The organism is Pseudomonas sp. SK2 (assembly GCF_016772395.1).
Taxonomy (GTDB): domain Bacteria; phylum Pseudomonadota; class Gammaproteobacteria; order Pseudomonadales; family Pseudomonadaceae; genus Aquipseudomonas; species Aquipseudomonas taiwanensis.
Map to the genome: position 1 here is coordinate 1,151,312 of NZ_CP061944.1, position 16,759 is coordinate 1,168,070.

General features: G+C 62.3%; 16 protein-coding genes. 10 read left to right on the forward strand and 6 right to left on the reverse strand.

Annotation, left to right across the window (positions count from 1 at the left end; genetic code table 11):
• Position 1: 1 nt before the first annotated feature.
• The 3 genes from IF103_RS05100 to IF103_RS05110 form a co-directional block, all read right to left on the reverse strand.
• Positions 2–460: a tripartite tricarboxylate transporter TctB family protein gene (locus IF103_RS05100; protein ID WP_023378952.1), complete on the reverse strand. Its 459-nt coding sequence runs from the start codon at positions 458–460 to the stop codon at positions 2–4.
• Between the two features lie 80 nt (positions 461–540).
• Positions 541–1,521: a Bug family tripartite tricarboxylate transporter substrate binding protein gene (locus IF103_RS05105; RefSeq protein WP_023378953.1), complete on the reverse strand. Its 981-nt coding sequence runs from the start codon at positions 1,519–1,521 to the stop codon at positions 541–543.
• 31 nt (positions 1,522–1,552) lie between these two features.
• Positions 1,553–2,842: an OprD family porin gene (locus tag IF103_RS05110; protein WP_023378954.1), complete on the reverse strand. Its 1,290-nt coding sequence runs from the start codon at positions 2,840–2,842 to the stop codon at positions 1,553–1,555.
• 200 nt (positions 2,843–3,042) lie between these two features.
• Here IF103_RS05110 and tctD point away from each other — a divergent pair, with 200 nt between their 5' ends.
• The gene (gene tctD / locus IF103_RS05115) at positions 3,043–3,714 is read left to right on the forward strand and encodes a two-component system response regulator TctD (RefSeq protein WP_027908113.1); all 672 of its coding nucleotides are present in this window, start codon (positions 3,043–3,045) and stop codon (positions 3,712–3,714) included.
• A complete protein-coding gene (tctE, locus tag IF103_RS05120; RefSeq protein ID WP_023378958.1) occupies positions 3,707–5,086 on the forward strand; it encodes a two-component system sensor histidine kinase TctE in 1,380 nt (459 codons plus the stop codon). The genes tctD and tctE overlap by 8 nt, the downstream gene beginning before the upstream one ends.
• 153 nt (positions 5,087–5,239) lie before the next feature.
• Here tctE and IF103_RS05125 read toward each other — a convergent pair whose 3' ends face one another.
• Both IF103_RS05125 and ygfZ read right to left on the reverse strand, forming a co-directional pair.
• Positions 5,240–6,046: an HDOD domain-containing protein gene (locus IF103_RS05125; RefSeq protein ID WP_023378959.1), complete on the reverse strand. Its 807-nt coding sequence runs from the start codon at positions 6,044–6,046 to the stop codon at positions 5,240–5,242.
• 55 nt (positions 6,047–6,101) lie between these two features.
• Positions 6,102–7,043 (reverse strand): CAF17-like 4Fe-4S cluster assembly/insertion protein YgfZ, encoded by a 942-nt coding sequence (ygfZ, locus tag IF103_RS05130; RefSeq protein ID WP_027908114.1) that lies wholly within the window; start codon positions 7,041–7,043, stop codon positions 6,102–6,104.
• A gap of 133 nt (positions 7,044–7,176) precedes the next feature.
• On the opposite strand from ygfZ, the gene IF103_RS05135 reads away from it, so the two are divergent.
• Together IF103_RS05135 and IF103_RS05140 are read left to right on the forward strand one after the other, a co-directional pair.
• Positions 7,177–7,431: an FAD assembly factor SdhE gene (locus IF103_RS05135; protein WP_008094993.1), complete on the forward strand. Its 255-nt coding sequence runs from the start codon at positions 7,177–7,179 to the stop codon at positions 7,429–7,431.
• On the forward strand, positions 7,415–7,873 hold the full coding sequence (locus IF103_RS05140; RefSeq protein ID WP_023378962.1) for a protein YgfX: 459 nt from the start codon (positions 7,415–7,417) through the stop codon (positions 7,871–7,873). Before IF103_RS05135 ends, IF103_RS05140 begins: the two co-directional genes overlap by 17 nt.
• An 83-nt stretch (positions 7,874–7,956) precedes the next feature.
• Here the strand turns inward: IF103_RS05140 and nadB are convergent, their stop codons facing one another.
• A complete protein-coding gene (gene nadB / locus IF103_RS05145) occupies positions 7,957–9,579 on the reverse strand; it encodes an L-aspartate oxidase (protein WP_023378964.1) in 1,623 nt (540 codons plus the stop codon).
• Positions 9,580–10,014: 435 nt separating this feature from the next.
• Between nadB and rpoE the strand changes: the two genes are divergently transcribed.
• The 6 genes from rpoE (at position 10,015) to lepB (ending at position 16,679) form a co-directional block, all read left to right on the forward strand.
• A complete protein-coding gene (gene rpoE, locus IF103_RS05150) occupies positions 10,015–10,596 on the forward strand; it encodes an RNA polymerase sigma factor RpoE/AlgU (RefSeq protein WP_003252049.1) in 582 nt (193 codons plus the stop codon).
• 31 nt (positions 10,597–10,627) lie between these two features.
• Positions 10,628–11,218 (forward strand): sigma-E factor negative regulatory protein, encoded by a 591-nt coding sequence (locus tag IF103_RS05155; RefSeq protein WP_023378965.1) that lies wholly within the window; start codon positions 10,628–10,630, stop codon positions 11,216–11,218.
• Positions 11,219–11,230: 12 nt separating this feature from the next.
• A complete protein-coding gene (locus IF103_RS05160; RefSeq protein ID WP_104882900.1) occupies positions 11,231–12,181 on the forward strand; it encodes a MucB/RseB C-terminal domain-containing protein in 951 nt (316 codons plus the stop codon).
• 211 nt (positions 12,182–12,392) lie between these two features.
• Positions 12,393–13,793, forward strand: coding sequence for a DegQ family serine endoprotease (locus tag IF103_RS05165; RefSeq protein WP_374374739.1), 1,401 nt, complete (start codon positions 12,393–12,395; stop codon positions 13,791–13,793).
• 226 nt (positions 13,794–14,019) lie between these two features.
• The gene (lepA, locus tag IF103_RS05170) at positions 14,020–15,819 is read left to right on the forward strand and encodes a translation elongation factor 4 (protein WP_027908115.1); all 1,800 of its coding nucleotides are present in this window, start codon (positions 14,020–14,022) and stop codon (positions 15,817–15,819) included.
• Between the two features lie 5 nt (positions 15,820–15,824).
• Positions 15,825–16,679, forward strand: coding sequence for a signal peptidase I (lepB, locus tag IF103_RS05175; RefSeq protein ID WP_104882899.1), 855 nt, complete (start codon positions 15,825–15,827; stop codon positions 16,677–16,679).
• Positions 16,680–16,759: the final 80 nt, after the last annotated feature.

Consider the following 16,759-nt stretch of genomic DNA (forward strand, 5'->3'; position numbering starts at 1 on the left):
GTCAGTTCTCCAGTACGTCGAGCAGGCCGAGGGGCAAGGGCACATCCATCACACGGTCGAACAGCCAGTAGAGGAACAGGCTCATGCCCACCACCACGATGGCGCTGTGCAGCCAGCGGCCGCCGTACAGGCGGGCCATGGGGATGCCGACCAGGATGGCGCTGAGGATGAAGCCCAAGGCCTCGAAGGTGCTGGCGAAGACCAGCAACAGGCCAATGCACAAGCCGATCTTGGTGAGGGTTTCGCGGTCCAGTTCGGGTTCGTCGTCCTTGCGCACGATGGGCGTTGGGCGGATAGCCAGGTACAGCAGGCCGACGCTCATCAGGCCGAGCATCAGCAAGGGGTAGGCGCGCGGGCCCACCGGTTCATAGGAAAATGCAGCCTGGTAAGGCCAGGCCATCACGGCCAGGGCGGCGCACACCGCCAGCAGGACCAAGGCGAAGAGGCGTTGCAGGATCATCAGGGAGTCCTCGTAGAACGCGGCCGCTGTGGGAGTGGATCAGGTCCGCTCCCACAGGTGGGTGAAACAGCGTTGATGAGTTACTGAATCAGGCCGAATTCCCTGGCCAGCGACTTGTAGTCAGCCACCTGCTTCTTCACGTAAACGTCCAGCTCTTCACCGGTCATGGCGAACGGGAACAGCTCGCGCTGGTCACGCAGCTTGGCGAAATCCTCGGACGCCAGCATCTTGTCGAACGAGGCTTTCCACCAGGCGTAGTCTTCGTCGCTGACCTTCGGGCCGAGGTAGAAGCCGCGCACCACTGGCCAGACGATGTCGTAGCCCTGTTCCTTGGCGGTAGGGATGTTCTTCATCTCGGGCTCGTCCAGGCGGTTTTCGGCGAATACCGCGAGGATGCGCATGTCACCGCTCTGGATATGCGGCATGGAGTCGGAAATGTCGGTGGAACCGACCTGGATATGCCCGCCCAGCAGCGCGGTGGCAATTTCGCCACCCCCTTCCAGGGCCACGTAACGCAGATCGCGGGGGTTGATGCCGGCCGCCTTGGCGATCAACGCGGTCTGCATCCAGTCCTGGCTACCCACGGTACCGCCAGAGCCGATCACCACCTTGCTTGGATCTTTCTTCAGGGCCGCGACCAGGTCATCGAGGGTCTTGTAGGGCGAATCGCTCTTCACCGCGATGGCGCCATAGCTGGTGCCGACCGCCGCCAGCCACTTCACGGCGTTCTCGTCGAAGCGGCCGAACTTGCCCTGGGCCAGGTTCAGCAGCGAGCCGCTGGACCAGGCCACCAAGGTGCCGGCGTCGGCCGGGCGCTGGGCGACCACGGCGTTGTAGGCCACTGCGCCGACGCCACCTGGCATGTAGGTCACGCGCATGGGCTTGCTGAGGATTTTCTCCTCGACCAGCGCGCTCTGCACCAGCTTGCAGGTCAGGTCGAAACCACCGCCGGGCGAGGCCGGGGCGATGCATTCAGGGCGTTTGGGTTCGGCGGCCAGGGCGTTGCCGGCCAACAGCAGGCAGCCGGTTGCCAGGACGAGGTGGCGCATTGAAAAGGTCATCGTCGATCTCCGTGAGCGTTGTTGTTATGGATTACCACAGGGCTACGCTGTAGCTCACCAGCAGCCGCACTTCGTCGGCATCGCGCGCGAAGTTGGAGCGGAAGGTGGCGTTGCGCAGGCGCACGGCGACGTTCTTCAACGGGCCGCTTTGTACCACGTACTTGAATTCGGTGTTGCGCTCCCACTCCTTGCCCTCGCTGCCATCGGCGCGGCTGACGTTGTCGCCATTGATGTAGCGGGTCATGAAGGTCAGGCCGGGAATGCCGAGCGCGGCGAAGTTGTAGTCGTAGCGCACCTGCCAGGAGCGCTCGTCGGCACCGGCGAAGTCGTTGATCTGGACGAAGTTGACCAGGTACGGGTCAGCGCCGTCGACGTAAGGAAAGGCGCTGTCGCCGGACAGATGCTGGTAAGCCGCGCTGACCTTGTGCCCGCCCAGGGCATAGCTGAGCATGCCGTTGACGGTGGTGTTGTCGATGTTGCCGGCCTTGGCTGCGCCTTGGTCGTCACTCACCGCCAGGCGCAGGTCGGCGCCCAAGGTGCCTGGGCCCCATGGCTGAGTGGCGACCATCCCAAGGAAGTGCTGACGGTAGATGTCGTCCAGCTGGGCGTAGTGGTAGCTGCCGGTGATGCGGTCGGTGAACTGGTAGTCGAGTCCGGCGAGGTCGAAGTTGTCGGCGGAGAAGGTACCGCCGAAGCGACCGTTCTTGTTGTTGAGGGCGAGGTCTTCCCAGTTGGTGTCGTTACGGTCCTTGGCCTTTTCCAGGCGCCCGCCGGTGAAGGTCAGGTGGTTGATCTCTTTGGAAGTCAGCAGCCCGCCTTCGAAGGTCTGCGGCAGGATCCGCCCGTCATTGGGCTGCAGGGTAGGCAGTTCGGGAATCAGGGTACCGACCTTCAGTTCGGTCTTGGAGACCTTGATCTTGCCGGTGAGGCCGAGCTTGGAGTACTCATCGGCGGCCTTGCCATCGTCGTGGGTGGGCAGCAGGCCGGTGTCGGTGCGATCAGGGCTGGAATCGAGCTTGACCCCGAGCATGCCCAAGGCATCCAGGCCGAAGCCTACGGTGCCTTCGGTGTAGCCGGACTCGAAATTGAGCATGAAACCCTGGGCCCATTCGTCGCGCTTGGATTGTTGCGCGCTGGTGCCATCGCGAAAATCGCGATTGAAGTACATGTTGCGGGTTTCGAAGGTGGCCGTGCTGTCTTCGAAGAAAGCGGCCTGGCTCATCGGTGCGACACCGGCAAGGGCAAGAGCGCTGGCGATGGCGCTTGGACGTGCGGACAGGTAACGGGTAGGCGCGAACGCCTGCGGCTGCGATGACAGCATCGAGGATGACTCCGTTTATTGTTCTTATCGGCTGCACCTTGCTGGTGCTTTTTTCGGCGCGTGGGGCGACCGTGGTGCGATGCTAGGCAACGAACCTTTCGCTAACCTTTCAGCGTGAAAGGTTTGTGAATGGGGGCTACACAGGTCGTGCGACGGCGTTACACTCCGCGCCACCGTCAAACCCGAGCAGGGAGAATCCGATGCGTGTGCTGCTGGTCGAAGACCACCTGCAACTGGCCGAAAGCGTGGCTCAAGCGCTGAAAAGCCAAGGCCTGACCGTGGACGTTCTGCATGATGGCGTAGCCGCCGACCTGGCCCTGGCCAGCGAGGAATACGCCGTTGCGGTGCTGGATGTCGGCCTGCCGCGCATGGATGGCTTCGAGGTGCTGGCGCGCTTGCGAAGCCGAGGCAAGACCTTGCCCGTGCTGATGCTTACCGCCCGCAGCGATGTCAAGGACCGGGTCCACGGATTGAACCTGGGCGCCGACGATTACCTGGCCAAGCCGTTCGAACTGACCGAACTGGAGGCGCGGGTCAAGGCGTTGCTGCGCCGCAGTGTGCTCGGCGGTGAGCGTCAGCAGCGTTGCGGGCCTTTGGTCTACGACCTGGACACTCGGCGCTTCACCTTGGGTGAGGACAACCTGACCCTGACCTCGCGAGAGCAGGGCGTGCTGGAAGCGCTGATCGCCCGCCCGGGTCGCGTGATGAGCAAGGAGCAGCTGGCGGCCCAGGTCTTCGGCCTGGACGAGGAGGCCAGCCCAGACGCCATCGAGATCTACGTCCACCGCTTGCGCAAGAAGCTCGATGGCCATCCGGTGGCGATCGTGACCTTCCGTGGCCTTGGTTACCTGCTCGAGCACCGCGATGCGTGACAATGGCAGCCTGCGTGGCCGGCTGTTGGGCAACCTGGCCTTGCTGCTGGTGGTGCTGATGCTGGCCAGCGGCCTGAGCGCCTACTGGAACGGCCGTGAAGCTGCCGACACCGCCTACGACCGCACCTTGCTGGCTTCGGCGCGGACCATTGCCGCAGGTCTGTCACAGCGTGATGGTTCGTTGAGTGCCGACGTGCCTTACGTTGCCTTGGATACCTTCGCCTACGACAGCGCCGGGCGCATCTACTACCAGGTATTGGATATCCAGCAGCGGCTGATCTCGGGGTACGAGAACCTGCCGCCGCCACCACCGGGTACGCCGCGAACCGACGACTATCCGGCATTGGCCCGCTTCTACGATGCGACCTACCTGGGCCAGGACGTGCGTGTGGTCAGCCTGCTAAAGGCGGTCAGCGAGCCGAACATGAACGGTATGGCCGAGATCCGCGTGGCCGAGACCGAAGAAGCGCGGGTCCGTATGGCCCGCGGGTTGATGGCCGACACTTTGCTGCGCCTGGGCATGCTGGCCTTGGGGGCCCTGGTGATGGTCTGGTTCGCCGTGAGTGCCGCCCTGCGCCCGCTGGAGCGCTTGCGCACAGCGGTCGAAGAGCGTCAGCCGGATGACCTGCGCGCGTTGCCGGTGGTGCAGGTGCAGCGAGAGCTGGGCCCTCTGGTGCGGGCGTTGAACCACTTCACCGAACGCTTGCGCGGGCAGTTCGAACGCCAGGCGCAGTTCATCGCCGACGCGGCCCATGAACTGCGGACCCCGTTGGCCGCGCTCAAGGCTCGTGTCGAACTGGGCTTGCGCTCGTCGCAGCCAGAGGTGTGGCGCCAGACCCTGGAAAGCGCAGCCCAAGGCACCGATCGCCTGACCCATCTGGCCAACCAGCTGCTATCGCTGGCCAGGGTGGAAAATGGCGCCAGGGCGATCGCCGAAGGGGGCGCACAGCGTCTGGACCTGAGTCAGCTGGCCCGAGAGCTGGGCATGGCCATGGCGCCGCTGGCGCACAACCGTGGAGTGGCGTTGGCGCTGGAAGCCGAGGCGCCGGTATGGCTCAAGGGCGAGCCGACCCTGCTCAACGAGCTGCTGAGTAATCTGGTGGACAACGCCCTGGCCCATACCCCGGCGGGCGGTAATGTCATTTTGCGGGTATTGGCGCCAGCGGTCCTTGAGGTCGAGGATGACGGACCGGGAATTCCCGAGGCTGAACGCGAACGGGTGTTCGAGCGGTTCTATCGGCGTAGTGCCCAGGGCAGTGGCTTGGGGCTGGCGATTGTCGGAGAGATTTGCCGCGCCCATCTGGCGCAGATCAGCCTGCATGATGGGGCGAACGGTGGGCTGAAGGTGCGGGTGAGTTTTATCGCGGATTGAGGCGGGTATTGGGCAGGCTTGTTCGCGGACAAACCACGGTTTGGACTGCCCCCACGAAGTTGAACAAAAATCCAATCCGTTGGGGCAGTTCAGCTCACCCAGCGCATCCGTGGGCACAGGGCGCCCGCGAAAAGCCCAGGCGGCACCGCCACCTCAGCGCAACATGCTTCGGGCTTCGAGCAACTCACCGATCTCAAGCTCTGTCCCATGGGGCAGATTCAGGTGCCGGTAAGCCGGCAGTGCGGTCAGTGGCAGGTTGCGACCACGGTGGCTCAGGGCGCGGGCTATCTGCACGATGTCGATGTAGTCGATCTTGTCGGTCTCGCGTTCCAGGTTCTGAACCTGGCTTGGCAGATTGACCAGTTGCTCGGGAAACTCCCACGAAGTCAGAATCTTGTCGCCCAGAGCCGGCTGGATCTCCTCGATCACATAGTGCAGGCACACCGGGTCGGACAACAGTTCGTTGTGCTCCTCGGCGTAGATCAATACCGGCAGGGCACCGATCTGGTGAACCAGCCCGCCCAAGGTGGCCTGGTCAGCCTTCAATTGTGTGTAACGGCGGCACAGTTCATAGCTGATGCCTGCCACTTCCAGGCTGTTGGCCCAGATATCCCGTAATTTCTGCTCTACGGCAGGCGAGCGGGCATGGAAGATCTGTTCGATCACCAGGCCGATGGCCAGGTTGCAGCTGTAGTTGATGCCCAGGCGGGTGATGGCGGTATGCAGGTCGGTGACTTCGACCGCTGCACGCAGCAGCGGGCTGTTGACCACTTTGATCAAGCGCGCCGAAAGCGCGGCATCGCGGCCGATCACCTTGCTCAGGGCGGCAACACTGATCTCGCTGTCCTCGGCCGCTTCGCGGATGCTCAAGGCAACCTCGGGCAAGGTCGGCAGGACCAGGTCATCATTGTCGATGGCATCGAGCAGTTGTGCTTGAACCATCTCGGCCAGCTTGTTCATGGGCTTTTCTACCGCAGTGGTGGTGCGGCCCCGCCGACAGGGCGGGGCGGGCTGGTCAGCGTTGGATTTCCCGGTCGCGGTCCAGTGTGTAAGGCAGGTCGAGCAGGGTAAGGCGAGGGCCTTCCGGGCTACCCAGGTGCAGGTTGTCGTCCTCGACCGCCTCGGCGCTCAGCACGGCGAGCAGTTCGCAGCCCGGGCCGTCGCTGGCGGCGATAACGACTTCACCGACCGACGAGCCATGGGTGGGCGAGAAGATTTCGGTGCCGGGTGCGGGAACCGCCTGCTCGTCGAGCGCCAGCCGGTACTGGCGACGTTTGAGCTTGCCCAGGTACTGCATGCGGGCAACGATTTCCTGGCCGGTATAGCAGCCTTTCTTGAAGCTCACGCCATCCACGGCCTGCAGGTTGATCATCTGCGGTATGAACAATTCACGGGTCGGGCCCGTCACCTGGCCGATACCGGCGCGGATCTGACCCAGCAGCCAGTCGTTGAGGCTGCCTTCGGGCAGACTGGCAGCCAGGACCTCGCGCACGGCGTCAGCTTGTTCACCAGGCACCCAGAGTTCGATGCGATCTGCGCTGACGCAGAGGGCGATCAGGCCCTGGTGACGGACTGTGGCGCCGATCGAGGTTGGCGCTGTCAAGCCCAGCGCTGCCAGCGCTGCGTTGCCGCCTTGCAGGCCGAAGCGCGCCCATGCGGCGCTTTCGTCGGTCAGCGTCGCCTTGGAGAACACAGCGTACTTTTTCAGGTCGGCCATCTGCGCTTCGAGAAGTTCGCTGGCCATGGCCAGCAGGTAACCGTTGCCTTCGGGAAGGATACGGAAGCTCGACTGCATGCGCCCCTTGACCATGCAGCGGGCACCCAGACTGGCGTACTCGAGGCTCAGGTAGTTGATGTTGCAGGTCAGTTGACCCTGCAGGAACTTGCCGGCATCGGAGCCGCGGACGGCGAGGATGCCTTCGTGGGACAGGGGACTGAAGAAAGCGGAATCGGCCATGGGTCATCGAGGTGGCTAAAGACTGGCGGCCATCATAGAACGCCGGTAACAAAATAGGTAGGTGACTAGACCAACGCCCGGTGCCGCATCGTTGCGGGCGCTGTATACTGGCCGGCCATTCGAGGAGGGCCCCATGGTCGAACAAACTGAACTCAACCGGCTTTTCTGGCACAGTCGCCGCGGCATGCTGGAACTGGACGTACTGCTGGTGCCATTCACCCAGGAGGTCTATCCGACCCTGAGCGAAGCCGATCGCGAGCTCTATGTTCGCCTGCTCAGCTGCGAAGACCAGGACATGTTCGGCTGGTTCATGGAGCGTACCGAGTCCGAGGATCCTGAACTGCAGCGCATGGTCCGCATCATTCTGGATCGTGTCCAGCCCAAGTGAGTCCTTCGAGTGCCGTTGGCAGGGCTCGCCGCTGCTGCTGACGGCCTACCTGTTCTGTCAGGTGTTGGCGTGGTTCGTCTTATGGGTCATCGCGCTGCCCTGGTGGTTTTCCGTCCTGGCCGTTGTCGCCTGCCTTGCTCATGCTGGCTGGGTAATTCCCCGACGTATCCTGTTGACCCATGATCACGCCGTTGTCGGCGTGCGCCGTGATGCACTTGGCTGGCGAGTGTTCAGCCGTGCGCGCGGTTGGCAGCCGGTGCGGCTGTGCCGCGATAGCGTGGCATTGCCTGGCGTGGTGGTGTTGAGATTCGTACGCGAAGGCGGCTGGCTGGGCGAAGGCCAATGCGTGCTATGGGATGCCGTGGGTGCTGATCAGCATCGGCGTCTGCGGGTTCGGCTGAAGTTCAGCCGTCGCCGGTGGGGTGAGGTGTCGGCGCGGTAGGCAGATGACGCGTCGTCGCTACCGCCTGCGAGCCGGCTCCTGCAAGGATGGCGCTGGGCGTGCAGGAGCCGGCTTGCCGGCGATCAGGATGAGGCCGAGTCACAGGCCGGGCTCAGGATCGTATCCTTCGCCTCATCCAGCATTCCCGGATAATCCAGGGTGTAATGCAGCCCACGACTCTCCTTGCGCTGCATCGCTGAGCGAATCATCAGCTCCGCGACCTGGGCCAGGTTGCGCAATTCGATCAGGTCGCGGCTGACCTTGTAGTTGCTGTAGAACTCGTCGATTTCGTCCAGCAGCATGCGCACCCGGTGCTGGGCGCGCTGCAAACGCTTGCTGGTTCGTACGATGCCGACGTAGTCCCACATGAAACGCCGTAGCTCGTCCCAGTTGTGCGCAATGATGACGTCCTCGTCCGAGTCGGTGACCTGGCTGGCATCCCAGCAGGGCAGGGCCTTGGGCATTGCCACTTCATCGAGGTGCGCCTGGATGTCGGCAGCGGCCGAACGGCCGTACACGAAGCATTCGAGCAGTGAGTTGCTGGCCATGCGGTTGGCGCCGTGCAGGCCGGTGAAGCTGGTCTCGCCGATGGCGTAAAGACCCGGCACATCGGTGTGGCCGCGGTCGTCGACCATCACTCCGCCGCACGTGTAGTGCGCCGCCGGCACCACCGGAATCGGCTGGCGCGTGATGTCGATGCCGAAGGTCAGGCAGCGTTCGTAGACGGTGGGGAAATGGCTCTTGATGAAGTCGGCAGGCTTGTGGGTGATGTCCAGGTACACGCAGTCCACGCCCAGGCGCTTCATTTCATGGTCGATAGCGCGGGCCACGATGTCCCGTGGAGCCAGTTCTTCGCGGGGGTCGAAGCGTGGCATGAAGCGCTCGCCATTGGGCAGGCGCAATAGCGCACCCTCACCGCGCAGGGCTTCGGTAATCAGGAAGCTCTTGGCCTGCGGGTGGTACAGGCACGTGGGGTGGAACTGGTTGAACTCCAGGTTCGCTACCCGGCAGCCGGCGCGCCAGGCCATGGCAATGCCATCGCCGCACGCCCCGTCGGGATTGCTGGTGTAGAGGTAGACCTTCGCCGCTCCGCCGGTGGCCAGCACCGTGAAACGCGCACCGAAGGTGTCGACTTCGCCGGTATTGCGGTTCAGCACGTAGGCGCCCAGACAACGATCTCCCGGCAGCCCGAGGCGGCGTTCGGTGATCAGGTCGACTGCCACGCGCTGTTCCAGCAACTCGATGTTCGGGCGCTGACGGGCCTGGCCCAGCAGCGTCGTGAAAATGGCCGCACCGGTGGCGTCCGCGGCGTGGATGATACGCCGATGGCTGTGGCCGCCTTCGCGGGTCAGGTGAAACTCGAAGCCACCGTCGTCGACACTGTAGTGTTCGTCTCGGGTGAACGGCACGCCCTGTTCGATCAGCCATTGGATGGCTTCGCGGCTGTGTTCGACGGTGAAGCGCACGGCTTCTTCATTGCACAGGCCACCGCCGGCATTGAGGGTATCCTCGACATGGGACTGCACGGTATCGGTATCGTCGAGCACCGCCGCGACGCCCCCCTGGGCCCAGAAGGTCGAGCCGTTGGCCAGGTCGCCCTTGCTCAGTACCGCGATGCGCAGGTGGCCAGGGAGGTTGAGCGCCAAGCTGAGACCGGCGGCACCGCTGCCGATCACCAGGACATCATGTTGGAATTGTTGGCTCATGTCGGGACACTAGTAATCTTTGGAAGGGGCGCGGCACAATAGTCAGGCACAGATGGCATTGTGAAACTATCGTGAAACGCAGCCGGGCTGCCTTTATAGCAGCCCCCGGTGGCCAATTTCCATGCCACTTGTGCGGTGCGTTCAGCTTTTGTGGGAACTTTCCGACACGGCAGGAAATCCTATGAAGGCTGCCCGCACGCCATAATATGTCGCGGCGACGCAGGGCGGTGGCTCTATCCGGGCTGACCTCTGCGTATTCGAAACCCGATTATCGTCGCAGCCGGCCGTGACCGCGCTGCGTCTTTCGTGCGAGCCGACCAAGGGCCGCAGGAAACTTGCTTGGAGGGGAGAACTTTTGCGTAAAGCCCGAGTCTATGGTTGCAAGCCTGAACGAAGGTTGTTGCAACGCTCCTTCGAGTTCACTGAGGAGTGTTCATGCTAACCCAGGAAGAGGATCAGCAGCTTGTCGAGCGCGTGCAGCGTGGAGACAGGCGAGCGTTCGATCTGTTGGTGCTGAAGTATCAGCACAAGATTCTCGGGTTGATCGTGCGGTTTGTCCATGACACCCACGAAGCCCAGGATGTGGCGCAGGAGGCCTTTATCAAGGCTTACCGAGCGCTTGGTAATTTTCGCGGTGACAGTGCGTTTTATACCTGGCTGTACCGCATCGCCATCAACACGGCGAAGAACTACCTGGTGTCCCGTGGAAGACGGCCGCCAGACAGTGATGTGAGCTCCGAGGATGCGGAGTTTTACGACGGCGATCATGGCCTCAAGGATCTCGAGTCCCCAGAGCGCTCGTTGTTGCGGGATGAAATCGAAGGCACTGTCCATCGCACCATCCAGCAACTGCCCGAAGACCTGCGTACGGCACTGACCCTGCGCGAGTTCGACGGGTTGAGTTACGAGGACATTGCCAGCGTCATGCAGTGTCCGGTGGGTACCGTGCGCTCTCGGATATTCCGCGCTCGGGAGGCCATAGACAAAGCCCTGCAGCCGTTGTTGCAGGAAACCTGAGACAGCGGCGACAGCCAAGAGAGGAACCGCCATGAGTCGTGAAGCTTTGCAGGAATCGCTGTCCGCGGTAATGGACAACGAAGCGGACGAACTGGAACTGCGTCGGGTATTGAATGCCGTTGACGATGCTGAAACCCGTGCCACCTGGTCGCGTTACCAGGTCGCTCGCGCAGCCATGCACAAAGAACTGCTGCTGCCCAAGCTTGATATCGCCTCGGCGGTGTCCGCCGCACTGGCTGACGAGGCCGTGCCGGCCAAGGTCAAGCAAGGCCCTTGGCGCAGCATCGGTCGCCTGGCGGTTGCCGCTTCGGTGACCTTGGCGGTGCTGGCTGGGGTGCGCCTGTACAACCAGGACGAGATCACCGGTGCCGAGCTTGCGGCCCAACAACCTGCGCAGCAGGGGCTGGCCATGCCACAAAGCCAGGGTCCGGCCGTTTTGGCAGGCTATAGTGAAAGCAGTGAGCAACCGACCGGGCCGATGGCCAACGGTGTGCTGCAGAACCAGGCCGGCTGGGATCAGCGTCTGCCAGGTTACCTGCGCCAGCATGCCCAGGAATCTGCGCTCAAGGGCACTGAGACCGCTTTGCCCTACGCACGGGCCGCCAGCCTGGAAAACCGCTAAGTAAGGAGGATCATGCGCGCGCTACCTCTCCTGTCGCTGCTGATAAGCAGCTGCGTGACGGTGCCAGCATTGGCGGCCAACTCTTCGCCTCAGGCGAGCGAGTGGTTGAGCAAGCTGGCCCAGGCCGAGCAGAAACAGAGTTACCAGGGCTCCTTCGTCTACGAACGTAACGGCAGCTTTTCTTCCCACGACATCTGGCATCGGGTCCAGGACGGCAAGGTCAGCGAGCGGCTGCTGCAGCTCGATGGCGCCGCCCAGGAGGTCGTGCGCGTGGATGGCAAGGTGCAGTGCGTCAGTGGTTCCCTGGTCAGTGGCGTCGGTACGCCGCCCGACTCAACACCGCGTGTGCTTGATCCTTTGAAGCTGATGAGCTGGTACAACCTGGGCTTGGCGGGCACGTCGCGGGTCGCCGGGCGCGATGCCGTGATCGTGACTCTCACGCCACGCGACCAGCATCGTTACGCCTTCGAGCTTCATCTCGATCGCCAGACCGGCCTTCCGCTTCGTTCGTTGATGATCAACGACAAGGGGCAACTGCTCGAGCGTTTCCAGATGACACGTCTTGAAACCCACCTGCCGAGCGACGACGACCTGCGTCCCAGTGCTGCCTGCAAGCCGGTCGAGCGGGTCGCCAGTACCGATGGCGAAGCCGTTGCCGGGTGGCGTTCGGACTGGCTGCCGGCGGGCTTCGAATTGATCAACAGCTCGGTCCGTCGCGACCCTGAGCGCAACAGTGCGGTCAGCAGCCTGATGTATGACGACGGCTTGGCGCGTTTCTCCGTATTCCTCGAACCGGTGACCGACGATGCCGGCCCTGACACCCGTGCCCAGCTCGGGCCTACCGTGGCGGTATCACGCCGTCTGAATACGCCCAAAGGCAAGGTCATGGTCACGGTGGTTGGCGAAATTCCGCTGGGTACCGCCGAGCGTATCGCACTGTCGATGCGCCCCCAGGACAGCTAGGCGTGCCAGTGACGACGGGCCGTGCGCAGGCTCCGGGAGTCCGCGGCTGAAATGAAATTAAAGCATTGTCATTTGCAATCCATCGGTAAATTTTCTATAGGTCAGGCTTCTTGGAGCCTGGCCTTTGCTGCTTCTGCAGATGGTCTAACTAACTTACGCTCGTTGTGACGGGAGCCGTATGTCAATACCACGCTTGAAATCCTACCTAACGATGTTCGCCGCCGTGCTCATGCTCGGTCAGGTGCTCACCGCCCAGGCCGAGGAAGCCCTGCCGGACTTCACGACCCTGGTCGAGCAGGCCTCGCCGGCCGTGGTCAACATCAGTACCAAGCAGAAACTGCCGGACCGCCGCGTGGCTGCCGGGCAGATGCCCGATCTCGAAGGCCTGCCGCCGATGTTCCGCGAGTTCTTCGAGCGCAACATGCCGCAACAACCGCGCGCGCCCCGGGGCGACCGCCAGCGAGAGGCCATGTCGCTGGGCTCGGGCTTCATCATCTCCAGCGATGGCTACGTGCTCACCAACAACCACGTGGTCGCCGATGCGGACGAGATCATCGTCCGCCTGTCGGACCGCAGCGAGCTGCAGGCCAAGTTGATCGGCACCGACCCGCGTACCGACGTGGCGCTGCTGAAGGTCGAAGGCAAGAACCTGCCGACCGTGAAGCTGGGCGATTCGGAAAAACTGAAAGTCGGTGAGTGGGTCCTGGCCATCGGCTCGCCGTTCGGCTTCGATCACTCGGTGACCAAAGGTATCGTCAGCGCCAAGGGGCGTACCCTGCCTAACGACACCTACGTGCCGTTCATCCAGACCGACGTGGCCATCAACCCGGGCAACTCGGGTGGCCCGCTGTTCAACATGAAAGGTGAAGTCGTGGGTATCAACTCGCAGATCTTTACCCGATCCGGCGGCTTCATGGGCTTGTCCTTCGCCATCCCGATCGACGTCGCGCTGGATGTTTCCAACCAGCTGAAGAAAGACGGCAAGGTCAGCCGCGGCTGGCTGGGTGTGGTGATCCAGGAGGTCAACAAGGACCTGGCTGAATCCTTCGGCCTCGACAAGCCCGCCGGCGCCCTGGTGGCCCAGGTACTGGAAGGCGGTCCTGCAGCCAAGGGTGGCCTGCAGGTGGGCGATGTGATCCTGAGCATGAACGGTCAGCCGATCGTCATGTCGGCCGATCTGCCGCACCTGGTGGGTGGCCTGAAAGACGGCGAGAAGGCCAAGCTGGAGATCATTCGCAATGGCAAGCGCCAGAACCTGGACATCACCATCGGCGCGATGCCCGATGACGATGCCGATATCGAAGCCAGTGCCCAGGGCGGCGCAGAGCGCAGCAGCAACCGCCTGGGTGTCTCCGTGGCGGACCTGACCGACGAGCAGAAGAAAACCCTGGAGCTCAAGGGCGGCGTGGTCATCAAGGAAATCCAGGATGGCCCGGCTGCCTTGATCGGTCTGCGTCCAGGTGACGTCATCAGCCACCTGAACAACCAGGCGATCAGCTCGGCCAAGCAATTCACTGAAATTGCCAAGGACCTGCCGAAGAATCGTTCGGTCTCCATGCGCGTGCTGCGTCAGGGGCGTGCGAGCTTCATTACCTTCAAGCTGGCTGAATAAGCCGGGTTCGACGTGGAAAGGGCAGCTCAGGCTGCCCTTTTTCATGAGATTTCATCCTCGTCTGTGTCGGCCGGCGACAGGGCCGGAGTAGGCCACCCAGGCTATTTGCATTTTTGCGCAACAATGTCAGCCGATCAGGAATCTCCCATATCCCTGCGGCTTGAGGTACAATTCCCGGCTATTTTTCGGCGGGCGTCCGGCTCGCAGCCTTTTCGAGTGTTGACCCGTGAGTGATTTGAGTCATATCCGCAATTTCTCCATCATCGCCCACATCGACCATGGCAAGTCGACGCTGGCAGACCGTTTCATCCAGATGTGCGGTGGCCTGTCGGCACGCGAAATGGAAGCCCAGGTCCTCGATTCGATGGACCTCGAGCGCGAACGCGGGATCACCATCAAGGCCCACAGCGTCACGCTCAACTACAAGGCGCAGGACGGTAAGGTCTACCAGCTCAATTTCATCGACACCCCCGGTCACGTCGACTTCACCTATGAAGTCTCCCGTTCGCTGGCCGCGTGCGAAGGTGCGCTGCTGGTGGTGGATGCCGGCCAGGGCGTCGAGGCCCAGTCCGTGGCCAACTGCTACACCGCCATCGAGCAGGGCCTCGAGGTCATGCCGGTGCTGAACAAGATGGACCTGCCCCAGGCCGACCCTGACCGCGTCAAGGACGAGATCGAGAAGATCATCGGCATCGACGCCACCGACGCCGTGGCTTGCAGTGCCAAGAGCGGCATGGGCGTCGACGAGGTGCTCGAACGCCTGGTCCAGACCATTCCCGCGCCGGAGGGCGATATCGACGCGCCGCTGCAGGCGCTGATCATCGACTCCTGGTTCGACAACTACCTGGGCGTGGTTTCCCTGGTGCGTGTGCGCCATGGCCGTGTCAAGAAAGGCGACAAGATCCTGGTCAAGTCCACCGGCAAGGTGCACCTGGTCGACAGCGTGGGCGTATTCACCCCAAAACACACCCAGACCGCTGATCTCAAGGCCGGTGAAGTGGGCTTCATCATCGCCAGCATCAAGGACATTCACGGGGCACCGGTCGGTGACACCCTGACCCTGTCCACGACCCCCGAGGTCGAAGTGCTGCCAGGCTTCAAGAAGATCCAGCCACAAGTTTACGCCGGTCTGTTCCCGGTCAGTTCCGATGACTTCGAAGACTTCCGCGACGCGCTGCAAAAGCTCACGCTCAACGACTCTTCGCTGCAGTACATGCCAGAAAGCTCCGACGCACTGGGCTTCGGCTTCCGTTGCGGCTTCCTCGGCATGCTGCACATGGAGATCATCCAGGAGCGCCTGGAGCGTGAATACGACCTGGACCTGATCACCACGGCGCCAAGCGTAATCTACGAGCTCGAACTCAAGACCGGTGAGACCATCACCGTCGACAACCCGTCGAAGCTGCCAGACGTCTCGGCCGTGGCTGATTTCCGCGAGCCGATCGTCACCGCGACCATCCTGGTTCCGCAAGAGCACCTGGGTAACGTCATTACCCTGTGCATCGAAAAACGCGGTGTCCAGCGCGACATGCAGTTCCTCGGCAGTCAAGTCCAGGTGCGTTACGACTTGCCGATGAACGAAGTGGTGCTGGACTTCTTCGACCGCCTGAAGTCGACCAGCCGTGGCTACGCGTCGCTGGACTATCATTTCGACCGCTACCAGTCGGCCAACCTGGTCAAACTGGACGTGCTGATCAACGGTGACAAGGTCGATGCCCTGGCACTGATCGTGCACCGTGACAACGCGGCCTACAAAGGCCGTGCGTTGACCGAGAAAATGAAGGAGCTGATTCCTCGGCAGATGTTCGACGTGGCGATCCAGGCAGCCATTGGTGGCCAGATCATCGCGCGTACTACCGTCAAGGCACTCAGAAAGAACGTACTGGCCAAGTGCTACGGTGGTGACGTGAGCCGTAAGAAAAAGCTGCTGGAGAAGCAGAAGGCTGGTAAGAAACGCATGAAACAGGTCGGTAACGTGGAGATTCCACAGGAAGCCTTCCTCGCCGTGCTCAGGTTGGATAGCTAGGTCCTATGTCGCTAAATTTCCCGCTGTTGCTAGTGATTGCCGTTGTCGTCTGCGGCCTCTTGGGCTTGATCGACCTGCTGTTCCTGGCCCCGCGCCGGCGGGCAGCGGTCGCCAACTACCAGGGCAGTGTCAGCCAGCCTGAAATGGCCGTGGTCGAACGACTGAACAAGGAGCCGTTGCTGGTCGAGTACGGCAAGTCGTTCTTCCCGGTGCTGTTCATCGTGCTGGTGCTGCGCTCGTTCCTGGTCGAGCCGTTCCAGATTCCTTCGGGGTCGATGAAACCCACGCTGGAAGTGGGTGATTTCATCCTGGTGAACAAGTTCTCCTACGGCATCCGCCTGCCGGTGATCGACAAGAAAGTGATCGAGGTAGGTGACCCGCAGCGTGGTGATGTCATGGTGTTCCGCTATCCAAGCGACCCGAACGTCAACTACATCAAGCGAGTGGTTGGCCTGCCGGGCGATCAGATCCGCTACACCAACGACAAGCGGCTGTTCGTCAACGGCCAGCTGGTTGCCGAACAGTTGGTCGGCACCGAGCCAGGCACCTTGGGCAGTGCGCAACTGTACAAGGAGAAGCTGGGCGAGGCCGAACACCTGATCCGCAAGGAGATGAGCCGTTATCGCATGCCGCCGGACCAGCAATGGACCGTACCGGCTGGCCATTACTTCATGATGGGCGACAACCGCGACAATTCTAATGACAGCCGTTACTGGGACGATCCGAACATTCCGAAGGAACTGCACGGCATGGTTCCGGACCGGAACATCGTCGGCAAGGCCTTCGCGGTCTGGATGAGCTGGCCGGAGCCCAAGCTGAGCCACTTGCCCAACCTTTCGCGGGTCGGCTTGATCCATTGATACCCATCGGCGCTGTCCAGCAGACAGCGCCGAATGCATTTCTGACATAGGCTGTGTTCTCAGGGATGGAGAGATTCGCC

Bases quoted from the DNA above. Each gene is read 5' to 3' on its own strand.
- tctD (WP_027908113.1), top strand. From the start codon at position 3,043: ATGCGTGTGCTGCTGGTCGAAGACCACCTGCAACTGGCCGAAAGCGTG.
- IF103_RS05155 (WP_023378965.1), top strand. From the start codon at position 10,628: ATGAGTCGTGAAGCTTTGCAGGAATCGCTGTCCGCGGTAATGGACAAC.
- IF103_RS05125 (WP_023378959.1), bottom strand. From the start codon at position 6,046: ATGAACAAGCTGGCCGAGATGGTTCAAGCACAACTGCTCGATGCCATC.
- IF103_RS05135 (WP_008094993.1), top strand. From the start codon at position 7,177: ATGGTCGAACAAACTGAACTCAACCGGCTTTTCTGGCACAGTCGCCGC.
- ygfZ (WP_027908114.1), bottom strand. From the start codon at position 7,043: ATGGCCGATTCCGCTTTCTTCAGTCCCCTGTCCCACGAAGGCATCCTC.
- IF103_RS05165 (WP_374374739.1), top strand. From the start codon at position 12,393: ATGTTCGCCGCCGTGCTCATGCTCGGTCAGGTGCTCACCGCCCAGGCC.
- nadB (WP_023378964.1), bottom strand. From the start codon at position 9,579: ATGAGCCAACAATTCCAACATGATGTCCTGGTGATCGGCAGCGGTGCC.
- rpoE (WP_003252049.1), top strand. From the start codon at position 10,015: ATGCTAACCCAGGAAGAGGATCAGCAGCTTGTCGAGCGCGTGCAGCGT.
- lepB (WP_104882899.1), top strand. From the start codon at position 15,825: ATGTCGCTAAATTTCCCGCTGTTGCTAGTGATTGCCGTTGTCGTCTGC.
- IF103_RS05105 (WP_023378953.1), bottom strand. From the start codon at position 1,521: ATGACCTTTTCAATGCGCCACCTCGTCCTGGCAACCGGCTGCCTGCTG.
- IF103_RS05110 (WP_023378954.1), bottom strand. From the start codon at position 2,842: ATGCTGTCATCGCAGCCGCAGGCGTTCGCGCCTACCCGTTACCTGTCC.
- IF103_RS05100 (WP_023378952.1), bottom strand. From the start codon at position 460: ATGATCCTGCAACGCCTCTTCGCCTTGGTCCTGCTGGCGGTGTGCGCC.
- IF103_RS05160 (WP_104882900.1), top strand. From the start codon at position 11,231: ATGCGCGCGCTACCTCTCCTGTCGCTGCTGATAAGCAGCTGCGTGACG.
- tctE (WP_023378958.1), top strand. From the start codon at position 3,707: ATGCGTGACAATGGCAGCCTGCGTGGCCGGCTGTTGGGCAACCTGGCC.